This window comes from Microbacterium jejuense (assembly GCF_039544225.1).
Lineage (GTDB): Bacteria > Actinomycetota > Actinomycetes > Actinomycetales > Microbacteriaceae > Microbacterium > Microbacterium jejuense.
Map to the genome: position 1 here is coordinate 143,570 of NZ_BAABLG010000001.1, position 13,924 is coordinate 157,493.

The window sequence follows — 13,924 nt, forward strand, 5'->3', positions numbered from 1 at the left end:
CGGCCGGGGGCACGGGGAGCTCCGAGCTTCGGCCCACGTAGACTGGAGGCATCCGTTCTCTCTCCTGAGAACCCGCCGCTCCGCAGGATCACCGTGACCACAGCCGAATCCCGCACGTTCGCCGTGCGCCATGTGCAGCTCGCACGCGCCGCCTTCGCGGCGATCGCCGCGCTCATGATCACGTTCTCGTCCGATCACTCCGCGGCCGTCGGCAGCGCCGTCTTCAGCGGCTTCGCGATCGCGACGGCGTTCGTGCTTCTGCTCGCCGCCTGGCTCGTGTACCCGGCCGGCCGCCGCTGGCCCTCGATCGCGCTCGGCGTCGTCACGATCGTCGCCGGCATGGCGACCGGGCTGTTCCCGCTCCGCACCGTCACGGGCTTCTTCGTCACCGTGATCGCGTGGGCGCTGGTGAGCGGCATCATCGAGCTCGTCGCCGGCTGGCGCGGGCTCAAGGCCCGCACCGAGCGTCGCGAGATCGCGCCCGGCGTCGCCGATGCCCGCCCGGTCGTGCCTGCCGGCCCCCGCTCCGAGAGCCGCGACGCGATCGTCGTCGGCGCGGTGTCGATCCTGCTGGGCATCGCGCTGCTGTGCGTGCAGCCGGCCTACTCGCTGACCTATCGCCTCGACGAGGCCGGTGTCACCGGCACCCTCACGGGCATCACCATCGGCGTCGGGCTGTTCGGCGGCTACGCCGCGATCGTCGCCGTCTACCTCGGCATCGCCGGCTTCTCGCCGCGACCCGCGGCGTCCGCAGCGGACGCCCTCGCGACGGAAGAACCCGCCTCCGTCGAGCCGGCTGATCGGAAGGACTCCGCGTGAGCCACGAAAGCCCCACCCGTCGCGACCTCCTCAAGCCTCTGCAGCTGCTCGGGATGGCGTTCGGCGCCGCCCTGTTCGCCGGCATCGTGACGCTCGTCTCGATGGGCTTCTTCCAGCAGCGGTCCGCCGACCAGGCGTCGCACGCCGTCATCGCCGCGCTCGTGATCGCCGGCGTGAGCTTCATCGCCGTGCTGCTGATCGTGTCGCTGCTGCTGCTCGCGGTCGACCCGGCGCAGATCACCAAGCAGATCGACAAGCCCGTGCTGCTGCCGGACGAGTCCGACAAGCCTGCGGCCGGCGACAAGCCCGACGCCGCGGCCTCCCCCGACGACTCCGCTCGGTGAGCGGAGGGCGCTCCGGCGCCCGGAGGCGAAACGCCCCGGACCTTGCGCAAGGTCCGAGGCGTTTCGTCTCGCTTCGCTCGCTCGACGAGCGGGGCCGGATCAGCCCAGTTCGTCGACCAACTGCGAGGCCAGGCCGTCGTAGGTCGCCGGGGTGAGCGCCAGCAGGCGCGCCTTCGCGTCGTCGCCGATGTCGAGGCCGCGCACGAACTCGGCCAGCTCGGCGGCCCCCACGCGGCGGCCGCGGGTGAGGTCCTTCAGCAGCGCGTAGGGGTCGCTGATCTGCGAGCGGCCGGCGGCGATCTCGGCGCGCACGACGGTCTGGATGGCCTCGGCGAGCACCTCCCAGTTCGCGTCGAGGTCGGCCAGCAGCACGCCCTCGGCCAGTGAGATCTCGCCGAGCCCGCGCTGCAGGTTGTCGAGCGCGAGCAGCGAATGCCCGAACGCGACGCCGATGTTGCGCTGCGTCGTGGAGTCGGTGAGGTCGCGCTGCAGGCGGCTCGTGACGAGCGTCTGCGACAGCGTCGCCAGCAGGCCGCCGGCGATCTCGAGGTTCGCCTCGGCGTTCTCGAAGCGGATCGGGTTGATCTTGTGCGGCATCGTCGACGAGCCCGTCGCGCCCGCGACCGGGATCTGCGTGAAGTAGCCGATCGAGATGTAGGTCCAGATGTCGGTCGCGAGGTTGTGCAGGATGCCGCCGGCGTGCCGCACGCGGTCGTACAGCTCGACCTGCCAGTCGTGCGACTCGATCTGGGTGGTGAGGATGTTGAAGTCGAGCCCGAGGCCCTCGATGAACGAGCGCGACAGCTCGGGCCAGTCCACGTCGGGGGCGGCCGACAGGTGCGCCGACCAGGTGCCGGTGGCGCCCGAGAACTTCGCGAGGTACTCGCCGCCGTCGATCTGCGCGGCGACGCGCTCGAGACGCCAGGCGAAGACCGCGAGCTCCTTGCCCATCGTCGAGGGAGTGGCCGGCTGGCCGTGCGTACGCGACAGCATCGCGGCGCCGCGGTGCTGGACCGCGAGCGCCGACAGCGTCGCGATGACGGTGCGCAGCTTCGGCAGCCACACGCGCTCGACCGCGCGCTGCACGGTGAGGGCGTACGAGGTCGAGTTGATGTCTTCGCTCGTGCACGCGAAGTGCGTGAGCTCGGCGACGGCGTCGAGCCCGAGCGCCGACAGGCGGTCGCGCACGAGGTACTCGACGGCCTTGACGTCGTGGCGGGTCACCGACTCCTTCTCGGCCAGCCAGTCGATCTCGGCCTGGCCGAACTCGCGGTAGAGGGCGCGCAGCTTCGTCTTGTCGTCGTCCGCCAGCGGCGAGGTGCCGAACAGCGAGCGGTCGGTGAGGGCGATGAGCCACTCCACCTCGACCTCGACGCGCGCGCGGTTCAGACCCGCCTCGGACAGGTACTCGCCGAGCTCGCCGACGGCGGCGCGGTACCGGCCGTCGAGGGGGCTGAGGGGCTGCGGAGGAAGAGAGGTCACGGTGGCTCCCGTCGTGTCGTCGAAGACGTCGTTCGATCCCCGGGTCAGGACACCGGGCGGATCGCGGGTTCGAGTTGCCGGAAGAGCGCCCGGCTCGCGCTTTCGATCATACCGAGCACCTCGTCGAACATTCCGGGGCCGGCATAGTACGGATCGGGGACGTCCAGGGTGTGCGCCGAAGAATCGAACGACATCAGCAGCGCGATCTTGTCGGAATCGGCCTCGTTGCGGGCCCACCCGCGCAGGATGCGCTCGTGGCTGCGGTCGAGCGCCACGACCAGGTCGCTGCGCGCGAAATCGGAGTGCGTGAACTGGCGGGCGCGGTGGTGCGAGCCGTCGTACCCGGCGCGCGCGAGCGCGTCGATCGTCCGCTGGTCGGCCTGCTCGCCCACGTGCCAGTCGCCTGTGCCCGCACTCGTGGACGCGACGCGCGGACCGAGGCCGGCGGCATCCGCGAATCCCCGGAACACGACGTCGGCCATGGGGGACCGGCAGATGTTCCCGGTGCACACGAACACGACGCGGAAGGGTGCCACGTCGCCGGCGGTCATGCGTCCCATTCTGGACCGCCCGGACACCGAACGTTAAGGAGTTCTCCTTCCGGGGTCTTTCGAGAGCGGATGCCGCTCCCCTAGCTTGTGACTCACGGGGAGGCGACCGGCCTGCCCGTTTTCGCACGCGCGGTCCACCGACCGCCGGATGTCACGTGGAGGTCCTGTGTCCCATTCGCCCCGCAGACTCGTCGCCGCCTTGGCGGCCCTCGCACTCGGCGCCGCCGCCGCCGTCGCCGTCACCGCGCCCGCGGCCGCGGCATCCGGCGACCTGCTCATCAGCGAGTACATCGAAGGATCGTCCAACAACAAGGCGATCGAGATCTACAACCCGTCGACGCAGGCGGTCGACCTCGCCGCCGCGGGTTACAAGCTTCAGCAGTACACGAACGGAAGCGCGACGGCGAGCCTCACGTTCACCCTCGCCGGCACGGTGGCGCCGGGCGATGTCTTCGTCTTCGCGCACTCCGCCGCGAACGCGGCGATCCTGTCCCAGGCGGATCAGACGTCGGGCGCGGGGCTGTTCAACGGCAACGACGCCATCGCGCTGGTGAAGGGCTCGACGATCGTCGACGTCTTCGGGCAGATCGGCGTCGACCCCGGCACGGCCTGGGGAACCGGCGACACCAGCACGGTCAACCACACGCTGCGCCGCCTGCCTTCGGTGGTCGTCGGCGACCCCGACGGATCGAACGCGTTCGACCCGTCGGCAGAGTGGGCGGGCTTCCCCCAGGACACCTTCGACGGCCTCGGCACGCGCTGGGTCGACCCCGACCCCGACCCGGTGGCCGACTGCTCGGCCACCCCCGTGACGATCGGGTCGGTGCAGGGCTCCGGCGCCGCCACGCCGATCCCCGGCCAGAAGGTGCTCATCGCGGGCGTCGTCGTGGGCGATTTCCAGCAGGGCGGCTTCGACGGCTTCTACGTGCAGGATGCCGGTGACGGCGATCCGGCGACGTCAGACGGCATCTTCGTCTACGAGCCCGGCGGCATCGACGTCCAGATCGGCCAGGCGGTGAGCGTCGCCGGAACCGCCAAGGAGTTCAGCGGCCTCACCGAGATCGACGCGGCCGACGTGGAGATCTGCTTCGGCGGCGCCACCCTCCCCGAGCCGACGACCGTCACCCTGCCGGCATCCGAGGCCCAGCGCGAGGCCCTCGAGGGCATGTACGTGACCCTGCCGCAGCAGCTGACCATCGGCGAGACCTTCGACTTCGGCCGCTTCGGCACGATCACCCTCACCGACGGACGCCAGGACACGCCGACCGCCGTGGTCGAGCCCGGCGATGCCGCGAACGCGCTCCTGGCGGCGAACGTCGCAGGCAGCATCATCCTCGACGACGGCCGCAGCACCCAGAACCCCGACCCGGCATACCACCCGGACGGGCAGGTCTTCACGCTCGACCACACGTTCCGCACCGGTGACCACGTGCAGAATGCGACCGGCATCCTGGACTACCGCTTCGGCTGGAACGTGCAGCCGACGCAGGGCGCGCAGTTCACCGTCGCGAACCCGCGGCCCGAACTGCCCGAGGTCGGCGGCGACCTGCGGATCTCGAGCTTCAACGTGCTGAACTACTTCGAGCAGCTCGACCCGACGCCCGAGGAATCGGGCGACGACAGCTACTTCCGCGGCGCCGACACCGCCGAGGAGCAGAAGCGCCAGGAGGACAAGATCGTGTCCGCCCTCGCCGTGATCGACGCCGACGTGTTCGGACTGCTCGAGATCGAGAACAACGGCACGGCGGTGCAGAAGCTGACGAACGCACTGAACACGAAGGTCGGACCCGGCACCTACCAGGCGCTGGTCACCGGCGTCATCGGCACCGACGCGATCGCGACGGCGATCATCTACAAGCCGGCCGCGGTCACTCCGGTGGGCGACTTCCAGCTCATGACGAGCGCCGTCGACCCGGCCTGGCTCGACAACCGGAACCGTCCGGGCCTGACCCAGCGGTTCGCGTCCACTGAGACGGGCGAGGAGTTCGTCGTGTCGGTGAACCACCTGAAGTCGAAGGGCTCGGCGTGCAGCGAGAGCCCTGACCTCGGCGACGGTCAGGGCAACTGCAGCGCGACGCGCACCGCGGCCGCGAAGGCGCTCACCACCTGGCTGAACGAGACGGTGGCGCCCGACGGGCGTGCCATCGTGATCGGCGACCTCAACTCGTACGACCACGAGGACTCGATCGGCGAGTTCCTGGACGGCGGCTTCACCGATCTGGAGAAGCAGTTCGGCGGCGAGCACGCATACTCGTACGTGTTCGACGGTCAGTCGGGCTACCTCGACTACGCCCTCGCGCAGCCGGCGCTCGCCGCGGACGTGACCAGCGCGGCGGCGTGGCACATCAACGCCGATGAGCCGAGCCTCATCGACTACGACATGTCGTTCAAGCTGCCGGCGCAGGACGCGCTCTACGCGCCCGACCCGTACCGCTCGAGCGACCACGACCCGGTGATCGTGGGCCTGAACCTCACGCAGCCCGACGTCACGCCGCCGACGATCGAGGTGACGGCCGATCGGTCGGTCATCATGCCGCCGAACAACAAGGCGGTGCCGGTGACGTTCACGGTGGATGCCGCCGACGAGAGCGCCGGTGACGTCACTGTCGCACTCACCGACGTCGAGGTGTCCGGTGGAGGCTCGTGGACGCAGACCGGCGAGCGCACCGTGTCGGTCAAGGCTGTCAACGGGGCGGTGTACCGCTTCACGTGGACCGCGACCGACACGGCCGGCAACACCGCGACCGACACGGTCACGGTGGTCGTCGGCAAGAAGGGCCAGAAGGCCCTGTGAGCAACGGACCGGGCGCCGTGCGCGCCCGGTCCGGTGCCGCGACGGCGAGGCGCCGCACCCTGCCCGGGTGCGGCGCCTCCTCCACATCGGGCGTCCGCGCGCGGGTCGTCCACAGATCGCGGGCCCACCCGGTGCGCAGACGGACGGCCCCGCGACGATGAACGGGTGACCTACCTCTCACCAGGGCCCTCGGCATCCCATCAGCTCGATATCGTCGTGCGCGAGCTCGCGCTGCTCATTGAACGACTCGAGGATGCCGCGGCCCATGCCCGCCGGCTGTCGGGCGAGACGCAGTGGCAGGCCAAGGCCGCGACCGCGTTCCACGAGCTGGCGGATGCGTGGGCGGGCGAGGTATCGGGGCTCGGCTGCGTCGCCGAGACCGTGCGGCTCGAAGCATCCCGCGCGCGCGAGCGCGCGGCTTTCGCCGAGTCGGCCTGGTTCGCCTCGCTGCAGCCCGGGGGCGCGCGGTGAGTGCGGATGTGCGGGCGAAGCCCGGTCCGGGCGGCGGATCCGGCCACGCGCGGCCCGACGACGGGCTGTGGGGCGACCTCAACGGGCTCGCGCCCGACAGCGACGGGTCCCTCCAGATCACCGGGGGCGGCGCCGTCTCGGTCGACACCGAGACGCTGCGCTCGACGGCCGACCGGTTCGCCGGGGCGCGGGTCGAACTCGACGGCGTCCGCGCCCGGCTCGGATCGCTGGCCAACATGCTGCTCGGCGAACGCCGGTACGCGTGGGATGCCGCGCTGACCGCCTCGACGCTCGACACCCGGCTGCTCGAGGCGCAGACCGGGGCCGATCGCATCGCCGCGTCGCTGCTCGGCGCTGCCGCAGCCTACGAGCTCGTCGAGCTCGACGCGCAGCTGCACGCCGCGCGCGCCACAGGCGACCCGCTGCTGATCGAGAGCCTCGAAGCCCGGCGTGCGAGGGTGATCGCGGAGTATCCGGATGCCGCGGCCCAGGCCTTCTCGGCCCAGTACACGTTCGCCACCGAATGGCGGCACGAGATCGTGCGGCAGGCGACGCGCCTGGGGGTGGAGGGCGGCGACCTCGTCGGCCCGCCGTGGGCGGTGGCCGGCGGGGCGGCGCTGGGCGCCCTGACCTTCGCGGGCACCGTGATCACCGGGCTCGGCGGCACCGGACGCCTCGCGCCCGATGCGCGCCTCGCGGGCCGGGCCGGTCCCGTCACGGTGACGCCGGTGCCGGCCGCCGCGCCGGCCGGCGGCATCCCCGTCGTCCCACCAGGAGCCGCGGGGCCGGCTGCCGTCGGCCCATCGGCGCCGTCGCCGGCGGCCCCGAGCGCGACCGCGACCTCGGCCGCCGTCGCGCCGCAGAGTCTCGCGGCGGCCGCGTCGCGCGTGCCCGGCGCGGGCGCTTCGCGTGTCCGCGTCGAGAAGTACACGATGCCCGACGGGTCGCGGCAGGCCGTCGTGTACATCGCGGGCATGCAGTCCCAGGGCTTCGGCGGCGACGAGCCGTGGGACAACACGTCCAACCTCGAGCTCTACAACGGCGACATGTCGGACTCGTATGCGGCGACCGAGGCCGCGCTCGCGGCGGCCGGGGTGGAGCCCGGCGACGCGCTGCACGTGGTGGGGTTCTCGCAGGGCGGCATGATCGGCGCGCACCTCGCGCTCGAGGGCGACTACGACGTGCAGACGCTCGTGTCGCTGGGCTCTCCGGTCGATGCCGACGTCGGCTCCGGAACCCTCAGCGTGTCGGTGCGCCACTCCGATGACGCCGTGGTCGCCCTGGCCGGCGGCGGTCACGGCGAGGCGGTGGGTGCGCCGGGCAGCTTCGTCGCCGAGCGCGTGTACGACCCGAGCAGCGGACTGGCGGATGCGACGCTGCCCGCACATCGGCTGACCGCCTACGTCGAGACGGCTGCGCTGGTAGACGCGTCGGGCGACCCTCGGGTGGCCGGCGTGCAGGCCGTGTTCGACGGGCTCGGTCAGGCGCCGAAGGTCGAGGTCACCGAGTACGCCGCCCAGCGCGGCTAGCGGCGGGTCAGTCCTTCTTGGGCCGCAGGAAGATGCCGAAGATCCAGTTGATCAGCGAGATGATGATCGCCGCGACCACGCCCCACCAGAAATCCTCGACGCGCAGGCCCCAGTTCCACCAGTGCGTCAGCCAGGCCGTCAGCCACAGCAGGAACGCGTTGATGAGCAGACCGATGAGGCCGAGCGTGAGGATGTAGATCGGGAACGCCAGCACCTTGATGACGGTGCCGATGATCGTGTTCACGAGCGCGAAGATGGCGGCGACGATGAGGAGCGTCAGCACCATCTGCAGCGTGTCGCCCGGTGGAAACGGCACGACGGTGACTTGGAGCGTCGGGATCAGGGTGACCACCCAGATCGCGAACGCATTGACGACGACGCGGATGAGGAAGCCCATGGTCCGCCCAGTCTTCCATGGGCGGTCGCCGGCGACCAGCATCCACTCGCCCGCGCTGCACATCGCGGCGCCCCGGGTTCTCGTGCCCGGCGCTCGGCCACTCCGATTCGTAGACTGGGGACGTGACCGACGCTCCCGACTTCCCCGTTCGCGTGCGCCCCGAAGTCGCCGCGCTGCCCCCGTACAAGCAGGGCAAGCAGGCCGGCGCCGAGGCGTTCAAGCTGTCGAGCAACGAGAACCCGTTCGACCCGCTGCCGGGTGTGCTGGCGCGCGTGCAGGCAGCGACCGCGCTGAACCGCTATCCGGATGCCACGGCCGCACGCCTGCGCGAGCGTCTGGGCGAGCGGTACGGCGTGGGCGCCGACGGCGTGCACATCGGCGCCGGCAGCGTGTCGATCCTCGCGCAGCTCGTCCAGGCGACCGCGGGCCCCGGCGACGAGGTCATGTACGCGTGGCGCTCGTTCGAGGCGTACCCGTGGCTCGCCGTGGTCGCCGGTGCGAACGCGGTGCAGGTGCCGCTGCGCGAGGGCGCCCGCCACGACCTCGACGCGATGGCCGCCGCGGTCACCGACCGCACGCGGGCGATCATCGTGTGCAGCCCCAACAACCCCACCGGCCCGATCGTGACGCAGGCCGAGTTCGACGCGTTCATCGCGAGGGTGCCCGCCGACATCCTGGTGATCCTCGACGAGGCGTACGCCGAGTTCGTCACCGACCCCGACGCCGTGAGCGGCGCGGCGGTGCTGGCCGGCGGCGCGCACCCCAACGTCGTCGTGCTGCGGACCTTCTCGAAGGCGTACGGACTGGCGGGCCTGCGCGTCGGCTACGCGGTGGGCCACTCCCGCATCCTCGACGCCGCGCGCAGCACCGCCATCCCGCTGTCGGTCACGGCCTTCGGTGAAGAGGCGGCGCTCGCGAGCCTCGAGGTCGAGGATGAGCTGCTCGAGCGCGTCGGCGTCATCGCCGAGCGCCGCGACCGCCTCGCCGCGGCGCTGCGCGACGCCGGCTGGAGCATCCCGGTCGCCCAGGGCAACTTCGTGTGGCTCCCCGCCGGAGACGAGACGCTCGCCGTCGCCACCGCCTTCGAAGAGGCGGGCCTGATCGTCCGTCCGTTCGCCGGTGACGGCATCCGCATCTCGGTCGGCGAGGAGGAGTCTGTCGACAAGGTCCTACGGATCGCGGCATCCGTTGTGAAGGACCTCCCAGAAGGCCACGCGGGACGCGGGCTAGCGTAGAACGGTGACCCCGCCCGAAGACTCGGTGATGACCGACGCCACGGCAACGGCCGAAGACGCCGCGACCGTCCGCTTCCTCGACGCGGACGGGACGTTCGCGCCCACGCCCGCCGCCGAGCGGTACCGCGAGGCCGTCGAGGACCTCCGCGACGCCGACCTCGAGACCTTCTATCGCGACATGGCGGTGATCCGCGCGTTCGACGTGCAGGCCACCAACCTGCAGCGGCAGGGGCAGCTCGCGCTGTGGCCGCCGAGCTACGGGCAGGAGGCCGCGCAGGTCGGCTCCGCCCGTGCTGCGCGCCCCCAGGACCATCTCTTCCCGTCGTACCGCGAGCATGTGGTGACCCGCATCCGCGGCGTCGACCCGATCGACATCATCCGGGTGATGCGCGGTCTCACCCACGGCGGCTGGGACCCGACGGACCCCAAGAACGGCAACACCCGCATCTACACGCTTGTGCTCGGCGCCCAGACGCTGCACGCCACCGGCTTCGGCATGGGCCTCGTCTTCGACGGCCGCTCCGGCACCGGCGACCCCGAGCGCGACGAGGCGGTCATCGTCTATTACGGCGACGGCGCCTCCAGCCAAGGCGACGTCCACGAGGCCATGGTGTTCGCCGCCAGCTACCGCACGCCCGAGGTCTTCTTCCTGCAGAACAACCAGTGGGCGATCTCGGTGCCCGTGGCCACGCAGTCGCGCTCGCCGCTGTACAAGCGCGGCGAGGGGTACGGCATGCCGAGCATCCGCGTCGACGGCAACGACGTGCTCGCCAGCTGGGCTGTCACGCGTGCCGCGCTCGACGAGGCGCGCTCGGGCGAGGGCCCGCGTGCGATCGAGGCGATGACCTACCGGCTCGGCGCCCACACCACGAGCGACGACCCGACCAAGTACCGCACGTCCGACGAGGAGGAGTCGTGGCGCCGCCGCGACCCCATCGCCCGCATGAAGGCGTTCCTCCTCGGCCGCGGCGCGTCCGAGGCGTTCTTCGCGGACGTGGATGCCGAAGCGCAGGCGCTCGCCGACGACATCCGCGAGCGCACGAACGCGCTGGACGGCCTCGAGGCCGACTCGATGTTCGCGCACGTCTACTCCGAGGAGCATCCGCTGATCGAGCAGCAGCGACGGTGGCTGGCCGGGTATGAGGCATCCTTCGAGGGAGGCCAGGCATGACCGGCGTCGAGAACCTGCCGCTCAGCCGTGCGATCAACGCCGGCCTGCGCGCGTCGCTGGCCGGAAGCGACCGCGTGCTGCTCATGGGCGAGGACATCGGCAAGCTCGGCGGCGTGTTCCGCGTGACCGAGGGACTGCAGGCCGAGTTCGGCGACCGGCGCGTGCTCGACACCCCGCTGGCCGAGTCCGGGCTCGTCGGCACCGCGATCGGCCTCGCGATGGCGGGCTTCCGTCCCGTCGTCGAGATCCAGTTCGACGGCTTCGTCTTCCCCGGGTTCGACCAGATCACGACGCAGCTCGCGAAGCTCACCAACCGCCACGAGGGCGCGCTGCAGATGCCCGTCGTGATCCGCATCCCCTACGGCGGTCACATCGGTGCGGTCGAGCATCACCAGGAGAGCCCCGAGGCGTACTTCGCGCACACTCCGGGCCTGCGGGTCGTGAGCCCGTCGACCCCGAACGACGGCTACTGGATGATCCAGGACGCGATCGCATCGGCCGACCCCGTGATCTTCCTCGAGCCCAAGGCGAAGTACTGGATGAAGGGCGAGGTCGACACGACAGCCCGGGCGCTGCCGCTGCACGCCTCGCGCGTCGTCCGCCGCGGCACCGATGTCACGCTCGTCGGTCACGGCGCCATGGTGACGACGATGCTGCAGGCCGCCGCGCTCGCCGAGGCCGAAGGCACCAGCATCGAGGTCATCGACCTGCGCTCGCTGTCGCCCATCGACTACGGCCCCATCCTGGAGTCGGTGCGCCGCACCGGCCGCATGGTCTACGCGCAGGAGGCCCAGGGCTTCGCGTCGCTGGGCTCCGAGGTCGCAGCGACCGTCATGGAGCAGGCGTTCTACGCGCTCGAGGCCCCGGTGCTGCGCGTGTCGGGCTTCGACGTCCCCTTCCCGGCGGCCAAGCTCGAGGGCGTCTACCTGCCCGACGCCGACCGCATCCTCGAGGCCGTCGACCGGTCCCTGGCCTACTGATCGGAGCTCCCATGAGCACCCAGACATTCGTCCTCCCCGACGTCGGCGAAGGCCTGACCGAGGCTGAGATCGTGCAGTGGCGCGTCGCGCCCGGCGACGCCGTCGCTGTCAACGACGTGCTGGTCGAGATCGAGACCGCGAAATCGCTCGTCGAGCTGCCGTCGCCGTTCGCGGGCACCGTGGGCGAGCTGCTCGTCACCGAGGGCGACACTGTCGACGTCGGCGCCCCGATCATCACGATCGCCTCCGGCGCGGGAGTGGATGCCGCCACCCCGGCGACCGTCGGCCAGTCGGAGCATGGCGCACCCGCCGACACCGCCGACGCGGGCGAGGGCGCGGTGCTGGTGGGCTACGGGACCGGCGGGCACGTGCAGTCGCGCCGCCGCAAGCCCGCAGCGCCGGCCGAGGAGCGGGTGGCGGCATCCGTCGGGGTCGTCGCGAAGCCGCCGATCCGCAAGCTCGCCCGTGACCTCGGCGTCGATCTCGCCGCCGTGACGCCCAGCGGTCCGGCCGGCGAGGTGACGCGCGACGATGTCGTGAAGCACGCGTCGCAGGCCAGCGTGTTCCGCAACATCGAGACGCCCGAGTGGGGCGATGTGCGCGAGGAGACGATCCCCGCGCCGGCCCGTGTCGCGCCGGTCGTCGCGCCGGCGACCCCCGCCCCCGATGCGGCGGGCCGCGAAGAGACCATCGCTGTCAAGGGCGTGCGCAAGGCGACCTCGTCGGCCATGGTGCAGTCGGCGTACTCGGCGCCGCACGTGTCGGTGTGGACCGACGTCGACGCCACCCGCACGATGGAGCTCGTCAAGCGCCTCAAGGCCTCGCCCGACTTCGCCGACATCCGCGTCTCGCCGCTGCTCATCATGGCGCGCGCCGTGATCTGGGCGGCGCGCCGCACACCGATGGTGAACGCCGCGTGGGTCGACGCCGAGGGCGGCGCCGAGATCCGCGTACGCCGCTACGTCAACCTCGGCATCGCGGCCGCCACGCCGCGCGGCCTCCTGGTGCCCAACATCAAGGACGCGCAGGACCTGTCGATGCGCGAGCTCGCCAAGGCGCTCGAGAAGCTGACGCTGACGGCGCGCGAGGGCAAGACGAGTCCCGCCGATCAGCAGGGCGGCACCATCACCATCACGAACATCGGCGTGTTCGGGATGGATGCCGGCACGCCGATCATCAACCCCGGCGAGTCCGGCATCGTCGCCCTCGGCACAATCCGTCAGAAGCCGTGGGTCGTCGACGGCGAGGTGCGCCCGCGCTTCGTGACCACGGTGGCGGGCTCGTTCGACCACCGCGTGATCGACGGCGACGGCATGTCGCGGTTCATCGCCGACGTGGCGTCGATCCTCGAAGAGCCCGCGCTCCTCCTGGACTGAGCCCGGCTCAGCGCTCGCCCGGGGCGGACGCCTGCTCGTCGGCGGTCACGTCGCGATGGTGACGCCCGGCGCGCAGCAGCGACGCCGGCGCGAGCGATCGCGGCCGGCGCAGGATCAGGAGCAGAGCGATCGCGAAGAGGCCGCCGACGGTCCCGGCCATGATGTCCATCATCGTGTCTTCGAGGCTGCCGTTCTGCGACACCGTCCCGATGAGGTGGTCGCTCGCGAACTCGCAGATCTCCCACATCGCGGCGAACGCCATGGCGGTCAGCTGGATGACGGTCAGGCTGAACCAGGCGGGCAGCGGTGCATCGACGCGCTCCTCGACGCGGCGGACCCACAGCATGCCGAGCCACGCGACGAGCACCCCGGAGTCGAAGTGGATCAGGGTGTCCCAGTCCGCGATGGCCGCGTAGACGTTGAGGGCGCTGCCCGCGAAGGGCCCGAGCGTGATGAAGATCAGGTAGTGCAGCTGCAGCGCCCGCGGCAGCGTGGTGCGGAAGAGCAGCTCAGCGGCCGCCGGTGCCCACATCGCCAGTGCCAGCAGCGCCGTGAGCAGCACCTGGCTCGGGAATCCGACAGCCAGCAGCACGATCGCGAGGGCGAGCGTGCCGGCCTGGAACGGCAGAGCGAGAAGCAGCGAGCGCTGCACAGGCTTCGGGAGCACGGCCCGAACATAGCGCGCCCCCTCGTCCGCTCGCCGCCGACACCCCCGCTCCCGATGCACCTCCACTCTGAACGAAGGAACGAACGGCGGGAGCGGGGTGGAAGCTGA

Annotated in this window: 13 protein-coding genes; 9 read left to right on the forward strand and 4 right to left on the reverse strand. The window is 71.4% G+C overall.

Annotated features, from left to right (window positions below; translation table 11 throughout):
* Positions 1–93 precede the first annotated feature (93 nt).
* Together ABEA46_RS00675 and ABEA46_RS00680 are read left to right on the forward strand one after the other, a co-directional pair.
* Positions 94–819 carry an acyl-CoA synthetase gene (locus ABEA46_RS00675; RefSeq protein ID WP_345542388.1) on the forward strand — a complete coding sequence of 242 codons (726 nt, stop codon included), beginning with the start codon at positions 94–96 and terminating at the stop codon, positions 817–819.
* Complete coding sequence (locus ABEA46_RS00680) at positions 816–1,163, forward strand: amino acid transporter (protein ID WP_345542389.1); 348 nt, start codon at positions 816–818, stop codon at positions 1,161–1,163. The genes ABEA46_RS00675 and ABEA46_RS00680 overlap by 4 nt, the downstream gene beginning before the upstream one ends.
* Before the next feature lie 99 nt (positions 1,164–1,262).
* On the opposite strand, the gene purB is transcribed toward ABEA46_RS00680, so the two are convergent.
* Both purB and ABEA46_RS00690 read right to left on the reverse strand, forming a co-directional pair.
* Positions 1,263–2,645 carry an adenylosuccinate lyase gene (purB, locus tag ABEA46_RS00685; protein WP_345542390.1) on the reverse strand — a complete coding sequence of 461 codons (1,383 nt, stop codon included), beginning with the start codon at positions 2,643–2,645 and terminating at the stop codon, positions 1,263–1,265.
* A 44-nt stretch (positions 2,646–2,689) separates the two neighbouring features.
* Positions 2,690–3,196, reverse strand: a complete 507-nt coding sequence (locus ABEA46_RS00690) for a low molecular weight protein-tyrosine-phosphatase (protein ID WP_345542391.1) — start codon at positions 3,194–3,196, stop codon at positions 2,690–2,692.
* A 166-nt stretch (positions 3,197–3,362) separates the two neighbouring features.
* Here ABEA46_RS00690 and ABEA46_RS00695 point away from each other — a divergent pair, with 166 nt between their 5' ends.
* The 3 genes from ABEA46_RS00695 to ABEA46_RS00705 all read left to right on the forward strand — a co-directional run bounded on the left by ABEA46_RS00695 (position 3,363) and on the right by ABEA46_RS00705 (position 7,990).
* The gene (locus tag ABEA46_RS00695; RefSeq protein ID WP_345542392.1) at positions 3,363–5,990 is read left to right on the forward strand and encodes an ExeM/NucH family extracellular endonuclease; all 2,628 of its coding nucleotides are present in this window, start codon (positions 3,363–3,365) and stop codon (positions 5,988–5,990) included.
* A 165-nt stretch (positions 5,991–6,155) separates the two neighbouring features.
* Positions 6,156–6,461: a hypothetical protein gene (locus ABEA46_RS00700; protein WP_345542393.1), complete on the forward strand. Its 306-nt coding sequence runs from the start codon at positions 6,156–6,158 to the stop codon at positions 6,459–6,461.
* Positions 6,458–7,990, forward strand: coding sequence for a hypothetical protein (locus ABEA46_RS00705; RefSeq protein ID WP_345542394.1), 1,533 nt, complete (start codon positions 6,458–6,460; stop codon positions 7,988–7,990). The genes ABEA46_RS00700 and ABEA46_RS00705 overlap by 4 nt, the downstream gene beginning before the upstream one ends.
* A 7-nt stretch (positions 7,991–7,997) precedes the next feature.
* On the opposite strand, the gene ABEA46_RS00710 is transcribed toward ABEA46_RS00705, so the two are convergent.
* Complete coding sequence (locus ABEA46_RS00710) at positions 7,998–8,387, reverse strand: phage holin family protein (RefSeq protein WP_345542395.1); 390 nt, start codon at positions 8,385–8,387, stop codon at positions 7,998–8,000.
* A gap of 122 nt (positions 8,388–8,509) precedes the next feature.
* Here ABEA46_RS00710 and ABEA46_RS00715 point away from each other — a divergent pair, with 122 nt between their 5' ends.
* Genes ABEA46_RS00715 through ABEA46_RS00730 form a run of 4 tightly spaced genes read left to right on the forward strand, consistent with a single transcriptional unit; the run spans position 8,510 to position 13,149 of the window.
* The gene (locus tag ABEA46_RS00715; RefSeq protein ID WP_345542396.1) at positions 8,510–9,622 is read left to right on the forward strand and encodes a histidinol-phosphate transaminase; all 1,113 of its coding nucleotides are present in this window, start codon (positions 8,510–8,512) and stop codon (positions 9,620–9,622) included.
* A 28-nt stretch (positions 9,623–9,650) separates the two neighbouring features.
* Positions 9,651–10,793, forward strand: a complete 1,143-nt coding sequence (locus ABEA46_RS00720; RefSeq protein ID WP_345542737.1) for a thiamine pyrophosphate-dependent dehydrogenase E1 component subunit alpha — start codon at positions 9,651–9,653, stop codon at positions 10,791–10,793.
* Complete coding sequence (locus ABEA46_RS00725) at positions 10,790–11,773, forward strand: alpha-ketoacid dehydrogenase subunit beta (protein ID WP_345542397.1); 984 nt, start codon at positions 10,790–10,792, stop codon at positions 11,771–11,773. Before ABEA46_RS00720 ends, ABEA46_RS00725 begins: the two co-directional genes overlap by 4 nt.
* Before the next feature lie 11 nt (positions 11,774–11,784).
* Positions 11,785–13,149 carry a dihydrolipoamide acetyltransferase family protein gene (locus ABEA46_RS00730; protein WP_345542398.1) on the forward strand — a complete coding sequence of 455 codons (1,365 nt, stop codon included), beginning with the start codon at positions 11,785–11,787 and terminating at the stop codon, positions 13,147–13,149.
* Positions 13,150–13,156: 7 nt separating this feature from the next.
* Here the strand turns inward: ABEA46_RS00730 and ABEA46_RS00735 are convergent, their stop codons facing one another.
* Positions 13,157–13,816, reverse strand: coding sequence for a DUF2238 domain-containing protein (locus ABEA46_RS00735; protein WP_345542399.1), 660 nt, complete (start codon positions 13,814–13,816; stop codon positions 13,157–13,159).
* Positions 13,817–13,924: the final 108 nt, after the last annotated feature.

Bases quoted from the DNA above. Each gene is read 5' to 3' on its own strand.
- ABEA46_RS00690 (WP_345542391.1), bottom strand. From the start codon at position 3,196: ATGACCGCCGGCGACGTGGCACCCTTCCGCGTCGTGTTCGTGTGCACC.
- ABEA46_RS00720 (WP_345542737.1), top strand. From the start codon at position 9,651: ATGACCGACGCCACGGCAACGGCCGAAGACGCCGCGACCGTCCGCTTC.
- ABEA46_RS00725 (WP_345542397.1), top strand. From the start codon at position 10,790: ATGACCGGCGTCGAGAACCTGCCGCTCAGCCGTGCGATCAACGCCGGC.
- ABEA46_RS00710 (WP_345542395.1), bottom strand. From the start codon at position 8,387: ATGGGCTTCCTCATCCGCGTCGTCGTCAATGCGTTCGCGATCTGGGTG.
- ABEA46_RS00730 (WP_345542398.1), top strand. From the start codon at position 11,785: ATGAGCACCCAGACATTCGTCCTCCCCGACGTCGGCGAAGGCCTGACC.